The 19,343-nt window shown below is 66.5% G+C and carries 9 protein-coding genes and 1 pseudogene; 6 read left to right on the forward strand and 4 right to left on the reverse strand.

The genetic code is table 11. The annotated features are described in order from the left end of the window. Positions 1 to 424: 424 nt before the first annotated feature. The 3 genes and pseudogenes from N4264_RS00005 to N4264_RS00015 all read right to left on the reverse strand — a co-directional run. Positions 425 to 6,700 (reverse strand): annotated as a pseudogene (locus tag N4264_RS00005) (transglutaminase domain-containing protein); the annotation flags it as partial. 1,024 nt (positions 6,701 to 7,724) lie between these two features. Beyond that, positions 7,725 to 8,306, reverse strand: a complete 582-nt coding sequence (locus N4264_RS00010) for a C39 family peptidase (protein ID WP_261695035.1) — start codon at positions 8,304 to 8,306, stop codon at positions 7,725 to 7,727. Between the two features lie 26 nt (positions 8,307 to 8,332). After that, positions 8,333 to 9,022 carry a hypothetical protein gene (locus tag N4264_RS00015; protein WP_261695036.1) on the reverse strand — a complete coding sequence of 230 codons (690 nt, stop codon included), beginning with the start codon at positions 9,020 to 9,022 and terminating at the stop codon, positions 8,333 to 8,335. Positions 9,023 to 9,432: 410 nt separating this feature from the next. Between N4264_RS00015 and N4264_RS00020 the strand changes: the two genes are divergently transcribed. The 6 genes from N4264_RS00020 to N4264_RS00045 all read left to right on the forward strand — a co-directional run bounded on the left by N4264_RS00020 (position 9,433) and on the right by N4264_RS00045 (position 16,375). Then, positions 9,433 to 11,100 (forward strand): cytochrome-c peroxidase, encoded by a 1,668-nt coding sequence (locus tag N4264_RS00020; protein WP_261695037.1) that lies wholly within the window; start codon positions 9,433 to 9,435, stop codon positions 11,098 to 11,100. Positions 11,101 to 11,311: 211 nt separating this feature from the next. Beyond that, a complete protein-coding gene (locus tag N4264_RS00025) occupies positions 11,312 to 12,460 on the forward strand; it encodes a serine hydrolase domain-containing protein (protein ID WP_261695038.1) in 1,149 nt (382 codons plus the stop codon). 173 nt (positions 12,461 to 12,633) lie between these two features. Further along, complete coding sequence (locus N4264_RS00030; RefSeq protein ID WP_261695039.1) at positions 12,634 to 13,647, forward strand: hypothetical protein; 1,014 nt, start codon at positions 12,634 to 12,636, stop codon at positions 13,645 to 13,647. Positions 13,648 to 13,852: 205 nt separating this feature from the next. Continuing rightward, positions 13,853 to 14,245: a hypothetical protein gene (locus N4264_RS00035; RefSeq protein ID WP_261695040.1), complete on the forward strand. Its 393-nt coding sequence runs from the start codon at positions 13,853 to 13,855 to the stop codon at positions 14,243 to 14,245. A 115-nt stretch (positions 14,246 to 14,360) separates the two neighbouring features. Continuing rightward, a complete protein-coding gene (gene glpK, locus N4264_RS00040; protein ID WP_261695041.1) occupies positions 14,361 to 15,860 on the forward strand; it encodes a glycerol kinase GlpK in 1,500 nt (499 codons plus the stop codon). A gap of 113 nt (positions 15,861 to 15,973) precedes the next feature. Beyond that, the gene (locus N4264_RS00045) at positions 15,974 to 16,375 is read left to right on the forward strand and encodes a hypothetical protein (RefSeq protein WP_261695042.1); all 402 of its coding nucleotides are present in this window, start codon (positions 15,974 to 15,976) and stop codon (positions 16,373 to 16,375) included. A gap of 60 nt (positions 16,376 to 16,435) precedes the next feature. On the opposite strand, the gene N4264_RS00050 is transcribed toward N4264_RS00045, so the two are convergent. Continuing rightward, a complete protein-coding gene (locus N4264_RS00050) occupies positions 16,436 to 19,231 on the reverse strand; it encodes a TonB-dependent receptor plug domain-containing protein (protein ID WP_261695043.1) in 2,796 nt (931 codons plus the stop codon). Positions 19,232 to 19,343: the final 112 nt, after the last annotated feature.

Raw genomic sequence — 19,343 nt, forward strand, 5'->3', positions numbered from 1 at the left:
GATCAATCAGGTAATGACTGGTCTTCGCATTGGCCGTCCCCGCCTTGCTCGTCTGACTGAGCCTGATCCCGGCGTGGTTGTATGCATACCGGGTGACCTCGCCAGCGAGCGTCTTGAGCTCACTCATCCGGTTCGCATCGTCGTAGGCGTACTCGACGGTTTCGTCGGGGGCGACTTTCTTGATCGTGTTCCCGGCCTCGTCGTAGGTGTACCTGGTGACGCCTGCGATGACGCCCGGCAGGGTGCCGCTCTTGGTGACGGTTTCCGTGTCGAGCCGATCGTTGGCGTCGTAGCCATACACCGTGTTGGCAAAACCCGAGGTGGCGCCGGCCTGGACGCTCTTGCTCTGGGTCAGGCGGTTGCCGGTCTTGCCGTAGGTCCAGGTGGTGCTGCGGGTGACGGCGCCGCTGGCGAGCTGGGCGACGGCGGTTTCGTTTTCCAGGCGCTTGACCTTGTCGTAGCGGTAGTCGACGTGGCGCCGGATCGCGCCGGTTTCGTCGATGGCGGTACGCAGGCCGGAGGCATCGACGGTGTAGACGACACCGAGGAGCAGCGAGGTGCCGGCCTTGTGGGTGATGCCGGTCAGGCGGTTGCGCAGGTTGTAGGCGTAATCGGTACGGGTGCCGTTGGCGTAGACGAGGTGATCGCGATTGCCGACGCCGTCGTAGCCGTAGTCGGCGATGACTTCGCTGCCCTTGAGCACCTTGTCCAGGCGGTTGAGTGCATCGAACTGGTAGTCGATGACCTGGTTCGGGGTGGTGAGCTTCGTGCGGTTGCCGTTGGCGTCGTATTGGTATTCCACGAACGGGGCGATGGCCTCGCCCGGGCGCACCGGCCAGGTGACCCTTTCCAGGCGCCCGCGGACGTCGTTGGCGTAGACCGTGGTGCCGTTGGCGTCCTGCACGGTGTGCAGTTCGCCGCCGGCGGTGTAGGTCAGCGTGACGTCGGGATCGGTCGGATAGTCGATCGTTTCGAGGTAATCGGTCTGGGGCTTGTAGCGGAACGCGGTGGTGCGTCCGCGGAAGTCGGTGTGGCTGTCCTTTCGGCCCAGGGCGTCGTAGTGGAAGCGTTCGGTCTGGCCCAGCGGCAAGGTGCGCGTCAGCGGGCGCTGGGCCTTGTCGAAGGTCCAGCTCGTGGTGCGGCCCTCGGCATCCTTCTGGGTCAGCTTGTTGCCGAGCTCGTCGTAGCCGTAGCGCGTGACCAGGGTGCCACTGCCGGCGGGGCTTTCGCCGTTGACGAGATCCGGGTTCGCGCCGTTGGCGGGGTTGGGCAGGATCACCTGGGTCAGGCGGCCGAGCGCGTCATAGGCAAAGCGCGTGACCCGGCCCATTTCGTCGGTTTCCTTCACCTTGCGGCCGGCGGCGTCGTAGCCCACAAACGTGCGCGGGTTGTCGGCGTCGGTCGCCGGGGTCAGGTCCGGGTGGATGGTCTCGGTCAGGCGGTTGGCGGCATCGTAGATAAAGCGCGTCGTGCGACCCAGGCTGTCGATCACCGCCTCGCGGCGGCCGGCCTTGTCGTAGATCGTCTCGGTCGTCTGCTGCAGCGCGTTGATGACGTGGGTCTGGCGACCGGCATCGTCGTATTTGTAGGTCGTGGTCTGGTTGCGCGCGTCGGTCACGCCGACCAGTTGACCCGCCTTGTCGTAGTGGTTGACCGTGCGCGGGTTGTCATCGAGCGTTGCCGGCGTGTCATCCGGATAAATCGTTTCCTTCAGGCGATTGGCCGCGTCGTATTTCATCGTCGTCACGCGGCCGTCGCGGTCGCGCTCGGTCAGGACGTTGCCTTCCTCGTCGTAGGTCTTCTCGGTGTAGGTCGCATCGGGAAAGGTCACCCGCTCCTCTTCCCCGCGATCGGTGTAGGTGTAGTGCGTCACCCGGCCGAGCGCGTCGGTCGACGTGGCGATCTTGCCGATGGCGTTGTAAGTGGCCTTGGTGGTGCTGCCGTCCGGATGACGGCTTTCCTTGACCTGCCCTTTCTCGTCGAGCACGTGCTCGGTGACGAGCTCCTGGATCGCACCGTTGACGGTGCGGCGGCGGATCTCCTTCGTCGTGCGGCCCAGGGCGTCGGGCACGATCGTCGTCTTCCAGCCGTGCGCATCGCGCGTTTCGATCACGCTGCCGCGGCCGTCGTACTCGAACGCGTTGGTCGCGCCCGATGCATCGGTCATGGACTTGAGATTGCCGGTGTTGCCGCTGGCGCTGCCCAGGTCGAGCACGAAGAAGGTCTTCTCGTTCGCCCCGTTGGTGGTCGAGCGCAGGTACTGCGTCGGCTCGCCGGTCTGCGGGTGCCGGTAGAAGTCATTGCTGACGACGAGCCGGTCCAGCGCATCGGTCTCGGTTTCCAGCTCATTGAAGTACGTCCACGTGCGCGTGGTCGTCTGCTGCAGGTGGTTCGTCTCGGTCAGCACGTTGCCGCGCGCATCGAAGGTGCGCGTGGTCGTGCGCTGCAGTGGATCGGTCGTGGTCAGCTCGTTGCCGTTGGTGTCGTAGGTGTGCGCCGTCTGCTCATCGAGCGCATTGGTTTCGCTCAGCACCCAGCCGTTGTCGTCGTAGACGAAGGTCGTCGCGTAGCCCCGGCGGTTCTTGATGATCTCCGTATGACCGGCGATATCGTGGGTGTATTCGATGCGGTGGTTTTCCGCATCGACCGAGGCGACCAGGCGGCCCTCGTCGTTGTATTCCTGGCGCACCGCGCGGATGTTCCGCGCATCGATGATGTCCTGCAGGTAGTGCGGCCAGCGCTGCGACGGCAGGTAGGTGAAGGTGGTGGCCAGGCCCGCCTGGTCCTTCACTTCCGCCAGGTCGCCCGCGGCGCTGTAGCGGTACTTCAGGCGCCGCGCATCGGGCAGCACGATATCGGTGATGCGGTTCTTGTCGTCGCGCACGAAGTCGATGCGCGTGCCCGAGCTGTGGGTCACGCCATCGCGGCTGTAGGTGATTTTGTTGCCCAGCGGATCGGCGATCGTCTCGATGCCGAGTTGCTGGTTCAACGTATAGACCATGCCCTCGGCCGTGGTCAGGCGGTAGCGCGTCGGATCGATCGGCTGGATCGAGTCCATGTCGATGATGTCCGACGCCCCGCCCGCCACGTTGGCCAGGCGCATCTGGCCGTAGTCGAGCTGTTCCAGGCGGCTGGTGGTGCGCGTGTCGACCGGCTCGAACACCAGCGTGCCGTAGACCGGCGGCTGGAACTGCTGGCACTCGGGCGACCACCGGGCGCGGAACTGTTCGACCTTGCCGTCGGGCAAGGTGACGGTGACGGCCGGTGCGCCGTTGGGCTTGACGCAGAACGGGGCGAAGCCGCCGCCGTCCTGGGCCAGGCGCCAGGAGTAGCCGAGCTTGCGGCTCTCGCGCAGGCGGATGTTCTGGTAGTCCACGCTCCAGCCGTAGCCGAAGTCGAGGGCTTCCTTTGACTGGCGCGTGTCGTAGGTGCGGGTGATGCGGATCGGAATGCCGTACAGCGGCACTTCCACTTCCTCGAAGCTGATCTGGAAGTGGCCGATCTTCATGTCGCCGGCCAGGCGCACCGGCACGCTGTACTCGGCGCTGCCGCCGTTGACGTCCTCGGCGCGCAGGATCAGCACGTAGGCGCCGTTGAGCATCAGGGTCGGATCGAGCGTGCCGAGCACGCCGTCGACCGCCTGGGTGCCGCTGGCGATCACCACCGGCGGGATGCCGGGCGAATTGCCCGGGCGGACCGCCAGGGACCAGGACCGCAGGCTGTCGTCGACGACCTTGCCGGTGACCTCGACCGGTTGTGTGATCTCCGCATCGTCGGCAGGGCTGGTGATCAGCACGACCGGCGCGCTGGTGTCACCCGGTGCACGCACCAGGAGCTCTTCGCGCTTCTCGTCGAGATTGCCGGCCGCATCGCGGGCACGGGCGATGACCGGGATGACGCCGGCGCGGGTCGGGGTATAGGTCGTGCTGCCGTTGGTGAGCGTCACGGCATCGCCGGCGGCGGTGACGAGGAGGCTCGTCACGGCGCGGTTGTCCGTGGCGCTGGCGCGGATCACGGCCGACTGGCCCAGTTCCAGCGACAGCGGTTCCACAGCCAGCGCGACGACCGGGGCCAGCGGATCGAGCAAGGGGCCCACGCTCAGCACTGGGCCGACCAGGAGCGACCACAGGTGCTGGCTGACCAGGGGATCGACCCGGACACTGCCGTCGATCACGCTGCCGGCGAGCACCTGTTCGATCGGGGTGGAGGTGCCGATGCCGAGCGGGTTCTGCGCGATCGTGACCAGGCCCACGCCACCGGCGATGACCGGATCAAGTTCGCCCTGCCACAGCGTTTGCAGACGCGGCGGCACGTCGGGGGCGAGCCAGCCGGTGAAGACGGCGCCGCGGGCCAGTGGCGTGGTGACATTGGCGCCTGTCTGTTCCGGCGTCGCATCGGCGGCCGTGCCGTAGACGAGGCTGACGCCGCCACGGGCGGCCGGGTAGTCGATCTGGAGCGCGTGGCCGGTCCAGCCGGACAGATCCTGTGCGGTACCGGTGAGGGTGGCGGTATCGCCGGCAGCCAGCGCGGCCTGGGCGATGGCCTTGATCGGGGCCGGCAGGTTCAGCGCGGCCAGCTGTGCGGTGTCGGCGGGTGCAAAGGTATAGACGTTCTGCTGGGCCGCGAGCGCGGTCGCGAACACGCGCACGGCCGAGTGGCCGGTGCCGCCGTAGAGCTGTTCGAGCAGGAGATGACCGAAGCCCGACTGCGCGGCCAGGCTCTGGCGCACGAAGCGGGTTTCGTTGCCGCCGGCGAGCGGCGCGCCCAGGTGACGCGGCGACACATCGCTCAGGCCCAGGCCCGCCGGTTGCACGCTGCTGACGATGCCGAACGGCGCAGTCACGGCGAGCGCGGCATAGGCCGTCGTCGCGCTCGGGGCGCGGTAGTAGCGTGTCTTGTTCAGGCCCGACAGCCAGCTCTGGTAGGCACCGGAGGCGGCCTGGTGGCCACTGCCGCCGACGCGCAGCACGTGATCGACCAGGGGCAGCGTGATCGGCTGGCCGGCGACCAGGGCCTGCTGCGCGCTGCGCAGGGCTTCGACGCTGCGCGACAGGTCCGCAGCGATGCCGCCGTGCGCGTCCAGCGCGAGGCTGCGCGGTTCGCCGGCGAAGAGGGTTTGCGTGGTGTGCAGCGGCGTGCCGGTGGGGCCGGCCAGGCGCAGCTCGCCGGACAGGGCCGCACCCAGCGGCAGGTCGTCCGACTGGGCGAGGCGGACCTCGTCGAGCCACAGCTCGGCGCGCACGCGGATCAGGTACGCCGGCACGCGTTCGGGCAGGTCAGTGAAGCTGCCCGGCGCCGCCGGCACCAGCGCTTCGATCGCGCTGCGGTCCAGATCCGTGGCGGGCACGAAGCGCAGGTCGACGCGCTTGCCGGCCAGGGCGACGGTCGGCTGCTGCAGGGCCAGCACGGGCGTTTCGTCGCGCTGCGCGACCTGCCATTCGAGGCGATGGCGCTGCGCATCGGGTAGCACGCTGATCGCCGGGTCGGCGCTGACCACGGTATAGGCGAGATTGCCGGGGAAGAAGGGATAGGCCGGCGTGGCATCGCTGGTGCGCGGCAGCAGCTCCGACAACGGTGCGTTGGCGAGCCCGCGGGCGGCGAGCGCGGCGTGCAGGCGCTGCGTCGCGGAATCCAGTTGCGCGGCCAGTACATCGGCGCCCAGGGCCGACAGGTAGCGTTCGTTGCGATGGACCGTCGCGGCGTTGCTGATCGCCGTGCTCGTGCCGGTGACATCCAGGGCCATCAGCACGCCCAGGTCCAGGCCCGGGGAATAGGTGAGTTCCTTGAAGCTCGGATCCAGCGCCAGCCAGGTATCGCCTTCCACGTGGCGCGCGCCGCGCGAGGGCACGAAGTCGATCCAGGCTTCCACCCAAATGTGCGTGAAGCGCACCGAGGCCACCTGCCCGCCCACCACGACCGTCTGGAACGGCACGCCGCCTTCGCTGAAGAGCTCGGTCACCGCTTCGATGCGATCGACACCGAGCCAGCGCAGCAGCCGCTCGCGATCGACATCGACGGTGCCGACGACATAGCGCGCCGGCACGCCGCTGGCACGCAGCAGCGCCACCAGCAGGCTGGCCGTATCGGTCGCATTGCCGCGACGCGCATCGAGCGTGCCCTGCGCGCCCTGCAGGGAACCGGCGCTGGGCACGTACGCGATGTGCTTGCGCACCCACTCGAACACGGCGACCGGTTGCTTGTGCAGTTCATCGGCCAGCGCCTGGATGGCCGGGGTGATCGGCGCATCGAGCGTGGCCGCCAGATCCGCCGGCGACGGATCCGGTCGCGGAGCCGACGTCGCCCGCACGGTCTGCGGCACCTGCGTCGACACCGCCGAGGGCGCAGCGGTCGATTCGGTACGGCTGACCGGCGTGAGCAACGCCGCCAGGTCGCGCAGCGCGGCATCCGCGGCACTGCCGCTGCCGGCCGCGGCGGCCGCCAGGCGCTCCGCCCGCTCGCGCGCCGAACGCAGCGCGAACTCGGCCTGGGTCTGGCGATCATCCAGCGCGGCAGCGTGCGAACCCATCGCCGCGAGCACCGCGCGGCCCGCTGCCACATCGCGATCGGCCAGCGCCGCCTGGCGCGCGCGTTCGGTGTTCAGGCGGGCGAGTTCGGTGTCGCGGGAGTTTTGCGCGTGGGCAACAGAGAAACCGGTACCCATGGCGACCAGGGTCGCCAGCAGGAAACGTCGAAAATCCATCAAGGCGGTCGACCGTCGAGGGCTGTGAAGGCGGGCCGGTCATTATCCGCGCATTGGCCAGGCAACAGTAGGTCGCAGGATCCTTCCAGTCCGTGCGTAACAGAATTTGTGCCGATCTGGTCTGGTTCTGCAGGCAACACCGTCCCACACCTACTGGCCAGACGCTGCCTTCAGGGCCACGCCTTTCTGCCTCATAGATCGACATCTCGAAATGGCAGACCCGGGTGCGCATCAAAGCACTTGTGAGTCATTGTTCACTTATACCCGCGAGGCCACCGATGGCCGGGACAAAGTACCCCGACACCCGACCTGCCAGACACGCAGGCGTCAGTGATTCTCACTCGGCGCCGGTTTCACACCACGCACCCGCGACGGCACTTCAACCGACTGCCGCTGAATGTCAGAACCGCGCGACTGCGGATCGCTCGCCCTTCGTATGCAATTGCCCATCACTGGGTGAAACGGTGCCGGGGGCGTGAATGACTTTTCGTCGACGCTGCCTGATTTCCCTCCGGCCGTGCCTGCGCCGAAGTCGAGGACGACTGGTCGCCAATCGACGTTGACTGAAAGTCACCCGGATCCTTGGTTGAAAATCACTCACGCTCGGGTGATTCCCAGCAGAACGGGAGTGAGTTTCAGCCGGTGCCGGGTGCGCCGCAGTTGACGCTGCGCGAGTGGCAGCCGGCGGTGCGTGATTTCGTGTCGCGGAATAGTGGCGCGTATCCGCCCGCCGGTGCGATCACACTGCGCGCCGCTGTTCGCGACCGGCCCGGCGTTGCGGGGGCCTTCGGTGAAGGAAGGACGTGCCTCTGGCTCGCGGTGCGACGGTCGTCGCCAGTCGACGTTGCGGTTGGTGGCGTGGCGCGTGAGGGGTGATTTGGTCGGTGCTGCGCGAAATCTGGCCGCGTCGCGAGGCTCACCCCGGGTGGACCCTTCGGGTCAACATGGCTACGCAATCTATAGCGCCGACGCTGTGGAGTAGGGCCCGCTACTCCAGGGTTTCACGTCAGGGTATTCGGTCGTATCAGTACATCCGCAGCGTGTGCGTCCAGCGGTGATCGCTGGCCGAGACGGCCCAGTTGTAGTTCACCCAGGTATAGCCTTCACCCGGCCACGGGTTCATGTAGGCCATGTAGCGGGTGCCACTGGTGTCGTTGTAGCCGTAGCCGACGATGAAGTGACCACCACCGTTGGTCCAGCCGTAACGCATGACGAACGGACGGTTGTTGCGCACTTCGTTGACCACGGCCGACCAGTTCAACGCGTAGTTGTTGCCGTAGCTGTAGACATTCCAGCTGCGCAGGATGGCCTGGATATCGCCGTAGCCGCCGTAGATGCCATTGGGACGGTTGGCGTAGCTGTTCCAGTAGAAGTTGGAGTTGCCGCAGGCATAGTTGATGTTGAAGGCCCAGTTGACGATGCCGCACTGGCTCGGGCGGTGGCCGTACCAGTTGAGCACCGAGGCCGAAACACCCGCCCAGCACCAGTTGCTGTGTTCCTGCCGCACGTTATTGATGGGCAGATAGCGGTATCCGTCGCCGGCGAACGCCGACGTCGACAGCAGCGTCAGGCACGCGAACAGCGCGCGATGGAAGAAGGATTTCATGGTGAGCTCCAGGAGATGTCCGTTCGTCATTGGGTGAGATTGCGCGAGACGGTGTCGCGCAGACTGGCGGCAAATGCCGACTCATCCACGGCCTGTCCCTGCTTGGTCACCAACGCCTGCTGGATATCCAGCGAACGGCGCGCAGCATCCAGCGGCACGAACTTCGCCTTCTGGCCCGCACCCTTGATCTCGACGAAATCCGACGTCGCCTGCGGCACGCGGATCACGCGCAGCGACTGCCCCTTCTGCATCTGGGCGACCGCGTCGTTGACCTCGTTGGCCAGGCGCGCCGCACCGATCGACGCGACTTCCCACTTTCCGCCGACGTAGGCCATGCTCATCATGCCGACCGGCTGGCCATCGACCAGGACCGTGTAGCGCCAGGTGCCGCTCGGACGCGCGGCTTTCTCCAGGCTGTCGCCCGCCATCAGGGCGGCCGGATCCGCCGTGAACTCCTCGTAGCCGAATCCGATCGTGGCGCGACGCAGGTCCTGCACGTCGGTCACTTCCAGCGGGAATCCGGCAGGCAGGCTGCCCTCCTCCGCTGCCAGGGAGGCGCTCAGTTGCCCCAGCGCCGCCTGCGCGGCCAGCGCCGCCGTGTTGTTGCCAAGCTCCATCCGTGTTGTCAGATCAGTAGCAGCCTGCGCCGTCACGGCGCCCCCCGCCGTGCACGCAGCCAGGATCAGGGTCGCTAGGACCCGCTTCATCGTAAACATGACACTCCCCCTCACTGAGGTGAATGAGTCTGGAAATAAAGCCCGTTCCGTTCCCGGAACGGACGCCACGTCCGCAAGCCCCTGCCCGTGTCGTGCGGACTTGTCTCCAATACCCAAAATCAACCGTCGCACCGCCAGCGTTTTGACGCCTTTTGATGCTGCACGGCAACGAACCCTTGATCTGTCGCGGCGACGTCACAATCCGTAACAGATTGGGGGATCAAACGGGCCGCGGAACGCGGGAGCAGGCGCATTGGCGCGTTGGCCGCATTGTTGCTTTTTGGACGCACATCAATGCCGGCCGGCGGCCGATTGCGCAGACACTCCACCGTTTCTCCATCGTTTCTGCGCAATCCTCCGCGATCGTCTGCGCCGACGGTCCATGGCGGGCCGTTTCGTGGAGCACGCAGATGACCAAGACCCTTTCCTCCCGCTGGATCGGCTACCTCGCCCTCCTGTGCGCGTCCGCTGCCTGTGGGCAGGGCGCGCCGCCGCCCCTGGGGGCGCCGCCCATTCCGGCCGGCAATCCGCAGACGCCCGCGAAGATCGCCCTTGGCCAGGCGCTGTTCTGGGAGGAGCAGCTGTCAAAGACCGGTACCGTCGCCTGCGGCACCTGCCATCGGCCGTTTGGCGGCGGTGCTGACCCGCGCACCGGCCTGGCGCTCGCCAGCAGCACCAACCCCGGGAAGGACGGCCTCGTGGGTACGCCAGACGATGTCCACGGATCCGCCGGCGTGCCGGCCCACGGCAGCGATGGCCTGTACCAGTCGGTGGCGAGCTTCGGCATCGGCATCCAGGTCGGCGGCCGGCGCGCGCCGTCGGCAGTCAATGCCGCGTACGCCCCCCTGCTCTTCTGGGACGGCCGTGCCGGCGGCACCTTCGTGGACCCGTTGACCAACCAGACCCTGATCGCCCAGGGCGGTGCCCTGGAGAACCAGGCCCTCGGCCCCCTGGTGAACACCGTCGAGATGGCATTCACGGGTGCGCAGGTCAATACGATCGGCCAGCGCCTGACGGGCATCCAGCCGCTGGCCCTCGCGGCCAATGTCCCGACGGCGCTGACCACCTGGATCGCCGGCCGCGACTACCCGGCATTGTTCGCCGAAGTATTCGGCAGCAGTGACATCACGGCGGCGCGCATCGCCCTGGCCATCGCCAGCTATGAGCGCACCCTCGCCGGCAACCAGACGCCGCTGGATGCCGAGCGTGGCGGCACGCCCTCGTTGACCAACCTCGAGCGCACCGGCCAGCAGGTATTCGTGCAGAACGACTGCGCGGCCTGCCACGGCGGTGCGCTGATGAGCGACAACCAGTTCCACTATATCGGTGTGCGGCCGGTCGACGACGACCTGGGCCGCTTTGCGCAGACGAACAATCCGAACGATCGCGGTGCCTTCCGCAGCCCCAGCCTGCGCAACGTGGAGCTGCGTTCGCCGTTCATGAGCAATGGCCGCTTCACCACGCTGGAACAGGTGGTGGACTTCTACGACCGCGGCGGCGATTTCACCGCGCCGAACAAGGATCCGCGCATTCGTCCACGCAATCTCACGGCGCAGCAGAAGACCGCACTCCTGGCCTTCCTGCGTCGCCCGCTGACCGATCTTCGCGTCAGCGCGGAAACCGGCCCGTTCCAGCGTCCTACCCTGTTTACCGAAACCGATCGGGTGCCGCGCATTGTCGGCAACGGCGTGGCAGGCGCCGGCGGACTGGTGCCGGTGATCGGTGCGATCGAGCCGCCGCTGCTGGGCAATGACAACTTCACGGTATCCGTCTCCGGCGGGCCGGCCGGCGCAGCGGCGACGCTGGTGGTTTCGCGCACCGACCCGGGCACGCCGGGCAGCGTGCCGACCGGTGATTTCACCAACCGCACCGTGACTCTTGCCGGCACCGGCAACGCGGGCTACGCCTCGATCAACATCGACCTGGGCACCAACCCGGCACTCACCGGCCAGACGCTGTACGGACGCTACTACATCGCCGATCCCGCAGCGCCGAATGGAATTGCCGTCACGCAGGCCTTCCAGATCACGGTGTTCGGCAGTAGCGATACGCTGTTCCGCGATGACTTTGAATTCTGAAGCCCGACGCTGATGCAGCCCGCCACAGGAAGGCGGGCTGCGGTGCCGTGCCACCCTGGGCGTTCATGCGGCGTCATGGCATCGCCCCGGCGGCTGCTATCGTGTCAATAGCTGAACGTCACGCACCCGCTGACCCGGTTCACTGGCCATTCGACGCAACGCCGGCATCGTCGCCGAGCGCCGCCCTTCCGGCGCTTCATGGAGCGATTCGATGCTACGCACACTGCTGTTCATGGCCGGCGTCACCGCCGCTGCCACCCCCGCTATTGCCGATGACCTGGCGATATCACAGGCGCTGACACAGTTTCAGCAACGATCTCAGGTTCCTGGTGCCATCGCCGCCGTCTTCGGGCCACGCTCCAGCCACCAGGCCGTCGTCGGCGTTCGGCGTGCAGGACAAAGTGATCCGCTGGTGCCAGAGGACGGCATGCACATCGGTTCCAACCTCAAGGCGATCACCGCCTGGTTGATCGCACGCGACGTGGACCGCGGATTGCTCCGCTGGGATTCGCGTCTGGACGAAATTTTTCCCGAGCTCGCGCCAACGATGCTGCCTGCCTACCGCAGCGTCACCATCGACCAGCTGTTGGGTCACCGCGCCGGCATCCTGCCCATCCAGCACGCCGACGAGCTGGCGCAGCTGCCGCCGCTGTCGCCGGATCCGCGCGAAGCCCGCCGCGTCTTTACTGCCTTTGCGCTGGGACAGCCGCCCGTGTTCGATGACCCCACGACGCCCGGCTTCCGCTATTCCAACGGCGGTTACATCGTCCTTGGTGCAGTGCTCGAACGGCTGCATCCACTGCCCTATGAAGAATGGGTCCGCCAGGAGTTGCTGACGCCGCTGGATATCACCTCCGCGCGTTTCGGCTGGCCGGCCGGTCACGGCCTTGCCGGGCCGTGGGGCCATTTCCGCCAGGACGACACGTGGGTGCCTGTTGACCCCGATTCCGACCTGGCACAGGTGCCGGCCATCCTCACTCCCGCCGGCAACATGAGCCTGACGCTAGGCGATTATCTGAAAACCGTTCGCCTGCACCTGGACGGCCTGAACGGTTGCCCGCGCGGCCTGAGCGCAGCCAGTTACGCGCACCTCCATACGCCGCAGTCATCAAACGGCTACGCCGCCGGGTGGGGCGTCTTTGATTTCGACGGCGTGACGACCAGCACCCACGATGGCAGCCTGGCAGTCTTCTATGCCCGCACGATGCTGCAACCGCAACGTCATCACGGCCTGGTCATTCTGACGAATGCTGCCGACGATCAGATCCTTCCCGGTCCGCTCAACACCCTGACCCTTGACCTGCTCGCCCAGCCTTCGCCGGACCTCTTCGCCGGAGGCTTTGAATCCTGCGACGGCTGACCGGTTGCCGCAAGGTGCGAAAATATTCTCTGCGGCACCGACGAAACCGTACATCTTTCTCGTAATGCACCAAGCCTCTCCGAGGCGACGGCAGAACCCGACCCTGCCGTTCCCTGACCGCCTGCTGCCGGCCTCAACACCGGCAGCAGGCACCCACGCATACGGAAAATACGATGACTCATCCGACTCGTCTTGCCCTTTCGCTCCTCGTTGCCCTGGCCGGCTCTGCCGTCTCCTACGCCGCTCCGCTGCCGGTTCCACCCGGTTATGCCGAAGGCGTCTACAGCGACTACACCGCGGCAACGCGCAACATCGTGGTGTTTGACCTCGCCGAACGCGAATCCGGTTCAATGCGATCGCTCGGTGACCGCAATCTCGCCAGCCTGGTCGGCTATCCGACCATGGTCATCGAAGCGAGCGAATCCGGTGTGCATATCGAAAAGCCCCAGTTCGTCACCGTGGCCAACAAAGTGATCGACCAGGCCCAGCTCGATGCACGCCTGGATCAGTTTGAATCGGTGGGCCGTCCGCTCGATCTGGGGACGTACCGTCTCTTCGACGTCGTGGCAACGATCGGCAAGCAGGAACACCGCTACCAGGCGGCTGAGTTCTGCTGGCGTACGCAGAATCACTGCGTCGTGTACGACCCGAGCATCGAGTTCCTCGATTCCATCGTCCGCAACAACCGCCAGGCCGCACTGGATGGCTGGGGCCCCAAGATCGAATATTCCAGCCCGACGCCGGCCAAGGTGACGGCCGCGGGCCGCTGCGGGCTGGCCAGCCGGCCGACCTCGACCCGGATCTCGTCGCGCTGGCCCAACCGGCGGATCACCTACCACAACGTGTTCGGCGTCCTCATGATCCAGAAGGACCTGGCTTTTCAGGAAGCCGGCGTCGCCTGTGACGTGCAGTGCCGCGCGCAGCCGTTCGGCGCCAGCAACGTCTCCTCGGGTTTCGGCAACTTCGGCTATGGCGTGGCGTGTGACAACCAGCCGGGCAACGGTGCCACCGTGCGCGAAGGCAAGTACATCGCTGAGACCAAGTGCACGCACCGTCTCTTTCTCAATGCCTCCGCCAACGCCACTCTGCTGAACCAGGGAACCCTGGGTGTCTCCATCGCCTGGCAGACCGAAGGCAGTGTCGACGGACAAGGCGGAACGCTGCGCGATACCTGCGCGTTCTTCTGACCTTCACCAGAGGCACGTCACCGGCACGCGATCGGAGCACTGGTCGCGTGCCTGCCACGCACTACGCCCGCGTCGCGCACGAGGCGCGACGCGGGATTGTGCACTTTGCACTGCTTCGGCGTAGCACGAGGTGCGATTTCACGCCACTCCGGCGTTGGCACGGTGATTGCCCCACCGTCAGGTCCAAACGCGAAAGGAGATCACCATGCCACGTGGCGACAAATCCGCCTATTCCGGCAAGCAGAAGCGCAAGGCCGAGCACATCGAGGATGGCTACGAGGAACAGGGCGTATCCAGGAAAGAGGCCGAGCGGCGCGCCTGGGCCACCGTCAACAAACAGGACGGCGGCGCCAAGCCTGGCCCCAAGGCCAAGCACCCCACACGCAAATCCACCCGTGCCGGCACGGCGAAAAAGGCCGCGGGACGCAAGAGCGTCGCAAAGAAGACAACACGGCCTGCGGCAAAGTCCAGCGCACGCAAGACGACGCCGAAGAAGGGCGTCACCGGCACCACCCGCAAGAGCACCACCAAGCGCGCGACGACCACCCCGCGCGCGGCCGCAAAGAAGCGCGCCGCGCGCAAGACAGCGAACCGCTGACGCTGAGGGACCAGGGCACCTGCGGCGACGTCGCGGCAGCGCGACGTCGCATTTTTTCTTTGTGATCCAGCGTGTAAGGTATGGCGTTTCGTCCACCTGACTCGCGGATCCTTTCGTGGCCACCTACATTCTCGCGCTCGACCAAGGCACCACCAGTTCCCGCGCCATCCTGTTCGACCGCAACGGTCATCCGGTGGCGCGCGCGCAGCGCGAGTTGACCCAGCATTTTCCACAATCGGGCTGGGTCGAGCACGATCCGCTGGAGATCTGGCACTCCCAGCTCGATACGCTGCACCAGGCGCTGGCCAGCGTCGGCGCCAGTCCACGCGATATCGCGGCCATCGGCATCGCCAACCAGCGCGAAACCAGCCTGGTGTGGGAGCGTGCCACCGGCAAGCCCCTGGCACCCGCCATCGTCTGGCAGGATCGCCGCACGGCTGCGCACTGTGCACAACTGCAGGCCGAAGGGCACGAGGAGCAGGTCCGTCGCCGCACCGGCTTGCTGCTCGATCCGTATTTTTCCGCCACGAAACTGGCCTGGCTGCTCGATGCGATTCCGCACGGCCGCGAGCGCGCGCAGGCCGGCGAGCTGGCAGCAGGCACCATCGACAGCTGGCTGATCTGGAAACTCAGCGACGGTGCGCGGCACGTCACCGACGCCACCAACGCCAGCCGCACCCTGCTGCTGGATATCGATACCGGGCAGTGGGATCCGGCCATGCTGGCACTCTTCGATATTCCCTTGCCGTGCCTGCCGCAGGTCGTGCCATCGGGTACGCGCGGCGAGCCGATCGCCCTGGCCACCGCACTGGGGCACCCGGTTCCGATCACAGGCGTCGCGGGCGACCAGCAGGCCGCCCTGTTCGGCCAGACCTGTTTCGTGCCCGGCATGGCCAAGAACACCTATGGCACCGGCTGCTTCGTGCTGATGCAGACCGGCGATCGCCGCATCCATTCCAGCAACCGCCTGTTGACCACCATTGCCTCGCACACGCAGGAGCGCCGCTACGCGCTGGAAGGCAGTGTCTTCGTCGGCGGCGCCGTGGTGCAATGGCTGCGTGACGGCCTGGGCATGATCGAGCGCGCCGAAGATGTCGAAGCACTCGCGGCCAGCGTCCCGGATCACGGCGATGTGCACGTGGTGCCCGCCTTTGCCGGCCTGGGCAGCCCACACTGGGACCCCTACGCGCGTGGCGCCATCGTCGGGCTCTCGCGGGGCAGCACGCGCGCGCACATCGCCCGGGCGGCACTGGAATCGATCGCGTTCCAGAGCGCCGAATTGCTCCAGGCAATGCAGGCGGATGTCGGGCATCCGCTGACCGAGCTGCGTGTCGACGGCGGGGCTTCCGCGAACAATCTGCTGATGCAGTTCCAGTCCGACCTCCTCGGCGTGCCGGTGGTGCGGCCGCGCTGCACCGAGACGACGGCACTGGGCGCCGCCTACCTGGCGGGCCTGTCCGCGGGCTATTGGGAATCCACCGGGGAACTGGCTGGCAACTGGCAGGTCGACCGCGTCTTCGAGCCGGCGATGAGCCGCGACGAAGCGGGCGGTCGCCTGCACACCTGGGCGCGTGCGGTCGAGCGATCGCGCGGCTGGACCCGCGCTGACGCGTAGCCGGCGCGCCCGGCGCTTCGAGCGACCCCGCCACGAATCTCGCCTTCGACGCCTTGCTCTGGCTGGAGCAGACACACCCCGAGTACGGCCAGTAACGCGTTCCTGGACCACCATTGGTCCGACGAACGCCAGCGCTATACCAAGCCCGTCCTGGCACTCGATTACGACGCCCTGGGGCCGATGCGCAAGGCTGGCATCTGGCCAGGCTGGACCGGCAAGGCTATCGAGGCAGTTTCCGCATCCACCCTTCCAATGGAGAAGCGCAAGCGGACGCCTGGCTCTTCCGCGACCCGCCGCTGGCAAAAGTACTCGGCTACGAGTTCGGCTATGGCATCAGCCTGGTCGACTGGCTGCCACCGGAGGACTGGACGCCCGTCATCAACGCGGTTGCCGCGCGGGAATGGCTGGTGGGCTCGCTCGCCAGAGAAGCCGAACGGAAGAACCGATGGGCGCTGGCCTGCCGGCTGCAGACCGCAACCGGACGGGCCTGCAAGTCGAAGCCAGCGGGGGACTGATGGCCGGAACGCAAAGGGCCCGGCCGAAGCCGGGCCCTTCGTATCTCACCAACGATACGGCTACTTCCCGCCCACCACGCCGAAGCGATAGCTGAACTCGACGAAGTACTGGCGACCGATTGGATCGAACTGGAACATGTCGTAGTACGGATAGCGGTCGTTCGTGCTGTCGCGGTGCGGCGGCGTGTTGCGCACGTTGTCGATCGCCACGCTGAGCTTGGCGTTCTCGTTGAAGGCGTAGGACGCCGACAGGTTGTAGGTCGCCGACGGCCCATAGCGGCCGCTCTGGTTACGCTTGGGCAGCGAACCGTAGCGCTGGCCGAAAAGCGTCGTGGAGAACGCGCCGTAGGTCCATTCCACCGAACCGCTGGCGCGGCTGCGCAGGTTGTTGTAGCCCAGGTCGTCGCGAATATTCTGCGTCGGATCGCCCTCGAACTGCTGGTAGGTGTACTTGAGCACGCCCGTGTAGTTCAGGCCGAACTTGAAGGTACCGGCATTGGCCGTTTCCCAACGGTAGTTCACCGACGCATCGATACCCGAGTTGAGCATGGCCGAGGCGTTGATCGGGTACGTGTTTGCGCCGTTGATCTGGCCCGGATTGACCAGGGCGGAATCCGGATTGCGGTGGATCAGCGTCAGCACTTCCCGGCACGTCGGCGAATTGATGTCCATAGCCACGCCGCCGAGCGTCTGACCGATGCGGCAATCGGCTTCGGTCTGCAGCATTTCGTCGAGGTCGCGGTCGGTGATCGCGTTGTCGAGTTCGATGCGGTAGTAGTCCACGCTCAGATCGAAGTTCGACGACGGCGACCAGACGAAGCCGTAGGTGAACGAACGGCCAGTCTCGTTGCCGAGGTTGGTGCTGCCGGTGCGCGTTCCCTTGACGGAAATGGCGTCGAACTCACACTCGCTGGTCGGCACATCCGGCTCGCGGGTGCGGCAGAGGTAATAGTCGGTCAGCGTGTAGTACGCGCCGCTGGGTCCGGCATAGAGGTAGTGAAGGTCCGGCGCGCGGAAGCTGGTGGCGGCACTGCCGCGCACGAGCAGCGAATCCAGCGGACGCCACTCCGCGCCCAGCGAGGCGGTCTCCTTGCCGGTGGTATTGCCCCCGAACGAATAGCTGTCGTACCGCGCGGCCGGCGTGATGTTGAGGGTTTCGTGCAGCGGCACGCGGAATTCCGCACCCACCGCGTAGTGGCTGCGTGCGCCGGCGCCACCGGTACCAGTCCAACCGAAATAGCGGTTGGCCAGCACGTCCGGGTCGATGCGCATCGAGTACACCTGCGTGCCGTACTCGGCTACCGCGGCCACGCCAACCGGTCCTGCGGGCATTTCGAACAGTTCACCGTTGTCGACGGTCAGCGTGAACGATTCAGCGCGCGTGTCCGCGTTGATCGGCGTGAAGCGCGAGATACTGTTGTACTCGGCCTGGGTCAGTGGGCGGTACAGGCGCGTCGGATCCGGCGAGAAGATGGTGTAGCCAGTGTCGTCGTCGACACCCTGCGACTGGCCGAGGAAGAAGCGGTCGGCATCCGCGGCCACGATGGCGCGGTGCGCCTGCACGATGTGGAAGGCCGAATGGGCGTAGCCAGCGTCGTAGTGCCAGTCGCCCAGGGAGCCTTCGATACCGACGTTCATCGACGCCGTGCGGTCGCGGTTGTAGTCGAGGATGGCGTCCAGCCCGCCGACTTCCTCGGGCGTGAAGATGCGCTGCCAGGATTCCAGTGCACCGGTCTGCGCATTGAAGAAGGTGTTGTCCGGCGAACCGGTGTAGCTCCAGTAGTTCGGACCGCCGCCGAACTTGGCGCGGGTGCGGGCGAACTGGAAATCACCGTAGAGATTGATATCCGGCGTGAGGTGATAGGTCATCGAGGCGTAGCCGATCGCATTCTTGCGCTCGGCCTGCACCGTGCCGTAGAGCGCTTCCGTGCTACCACAGTAGTAGCCACGACCCGGGCGGAAGGCATAGTGCACCGACCCGAAGTTCAGGTCGGACAACGCATCGCAGGTGGCCTGGCCCGGATCGATGTAGGTACGGGCCGCAGGATTCCAGCGCAGAAAGGTGCGCGAGGCGATGGCATTGCGACCGTTGAGCGTCGGGTCGTCCCAGAGCGAATCCTGGTAATCGCGCTGGTACTGGAAGATCGGGTTCTGCTTGAGCAGCTCGACGCCGACGAGGAAGTCGAAATCACCGACGCTGCCGCCGGTGGACGCCTGCAGGCGCTGCGAGAAGCCGCCGCCGTCCTCCGTATCGCCGACGCGATAGTTGACCTCGGAGTACTCGGCCTTCTCCTTGAGGATGAAGTTCACCACGCCCGAGACGGCGTCCGAACCGTACACCGCCGACGCGCCGCCGCTGAGCACTTCCACGCGCTCGATCAGCGAGACGGGAATATTGGCAATGTCGGTGAAGTTGCTCTGCGCATTGAACGCGAGCGGGAAGTCCGCCATGCGGCGGCCGTTGAGCAGCACCAGGGTGTAGTTGGGACCCAGGCCGCGCAGGTCGACCTGCGCGGCGCCGGGCGTGAAGCCCTGGAACTGCTGGGTCTGCACGGATCCGGTGGACTGGGTCAGCGAACGCACGATGTCATAGGCCGAGGTCAGGCCCTTGTCGCGGATGTCCGAGGCCGTGATGACCATGACCGGCGACGGGCCCTCGATGTTGGCGCGCGGGATGCGCGAGCCGGTGACGGTGACGGCTTCCAGCTGGGTTTCGCTGTCCTTGGCCTTGCTCTTGGATGCATCGGCGGTGGCCGCGGTTTCCGCTTGGGCTTCCGCGGCGGCGAAGGCGACTGGTGTGGACAGACAAACACAGCCCAGCACGGCGAGTGCCAGGTACAACGGCGAGTGACGCATTCCCCCTCCAGTGATTTCAGTTCGGCCAGTACGCGCCGAATGACCTGCCGACTTTGGCCTGCGCCTCGGCGTGGAGGCGGTGCGGACAAGTGCTGCGGGCGGCGTTTGCGCC

The sequence above is a fragment of the Tahibacter amnicola genome (assembly GCF_025398735.1).
Lineage (GTDB): Bacteria > Pseudomonadota > Gammaproteobacteria > Xanthomonadales > Rhodanobacteraceae > Tahibacter > Tahibacter amnicola.

Coding starts and splice junctions, on each gene's coding strand:
- N4264_RS00020 (WP_261695037.1), top strand. CDS start 9,433: ATGACCAAGACCCTTTCCTCCCGCTGGATCGGCTACCTCGCCCTCCTG.
- N4264_RS00050 (WP_261695043.1), bottom strand. CDS start 19,231: ATGCGTCACTCGCCGTTGTACCTGGCACTCGCCGTGCTGGGCTGTGTT.
- N4264_RS00030 (WP_261695039.1), top strand. CDS start 12,634: ATGACTCATCCGACTCGTCTTGCCCTTTCGCTCCTCGTTGCCCTGGCC.
- N4264_RS00010 (WP_261695035.1), bottom strand. CDS start 8,306: ATGAAATCCTTCTTCCATCGCGCGCTGTTCGCGTGCCTGACGCTGCTG.
- N4264_RS00015 (WP_261695036.1), bottom strand. CDS start 9,022: ATGTTTACGATGAAGCGGGTCCTAGCGACCCTGATCCTGGCTGCGTGC.
- N4264_RS00025 (WP_261695038.1), top strand. CDS start 11,312: ATGCTACGCACACTGCTGTTCATGGCCGGCGTCACCGCCGCTGCCACC.
- N4264_RS00035 (WP_261695040.1), top strand. CDS start 13,853: ATGCCACGTGGCGACAAATCCGCCTATTCCGGCAAGCAGAAGCGCAAG.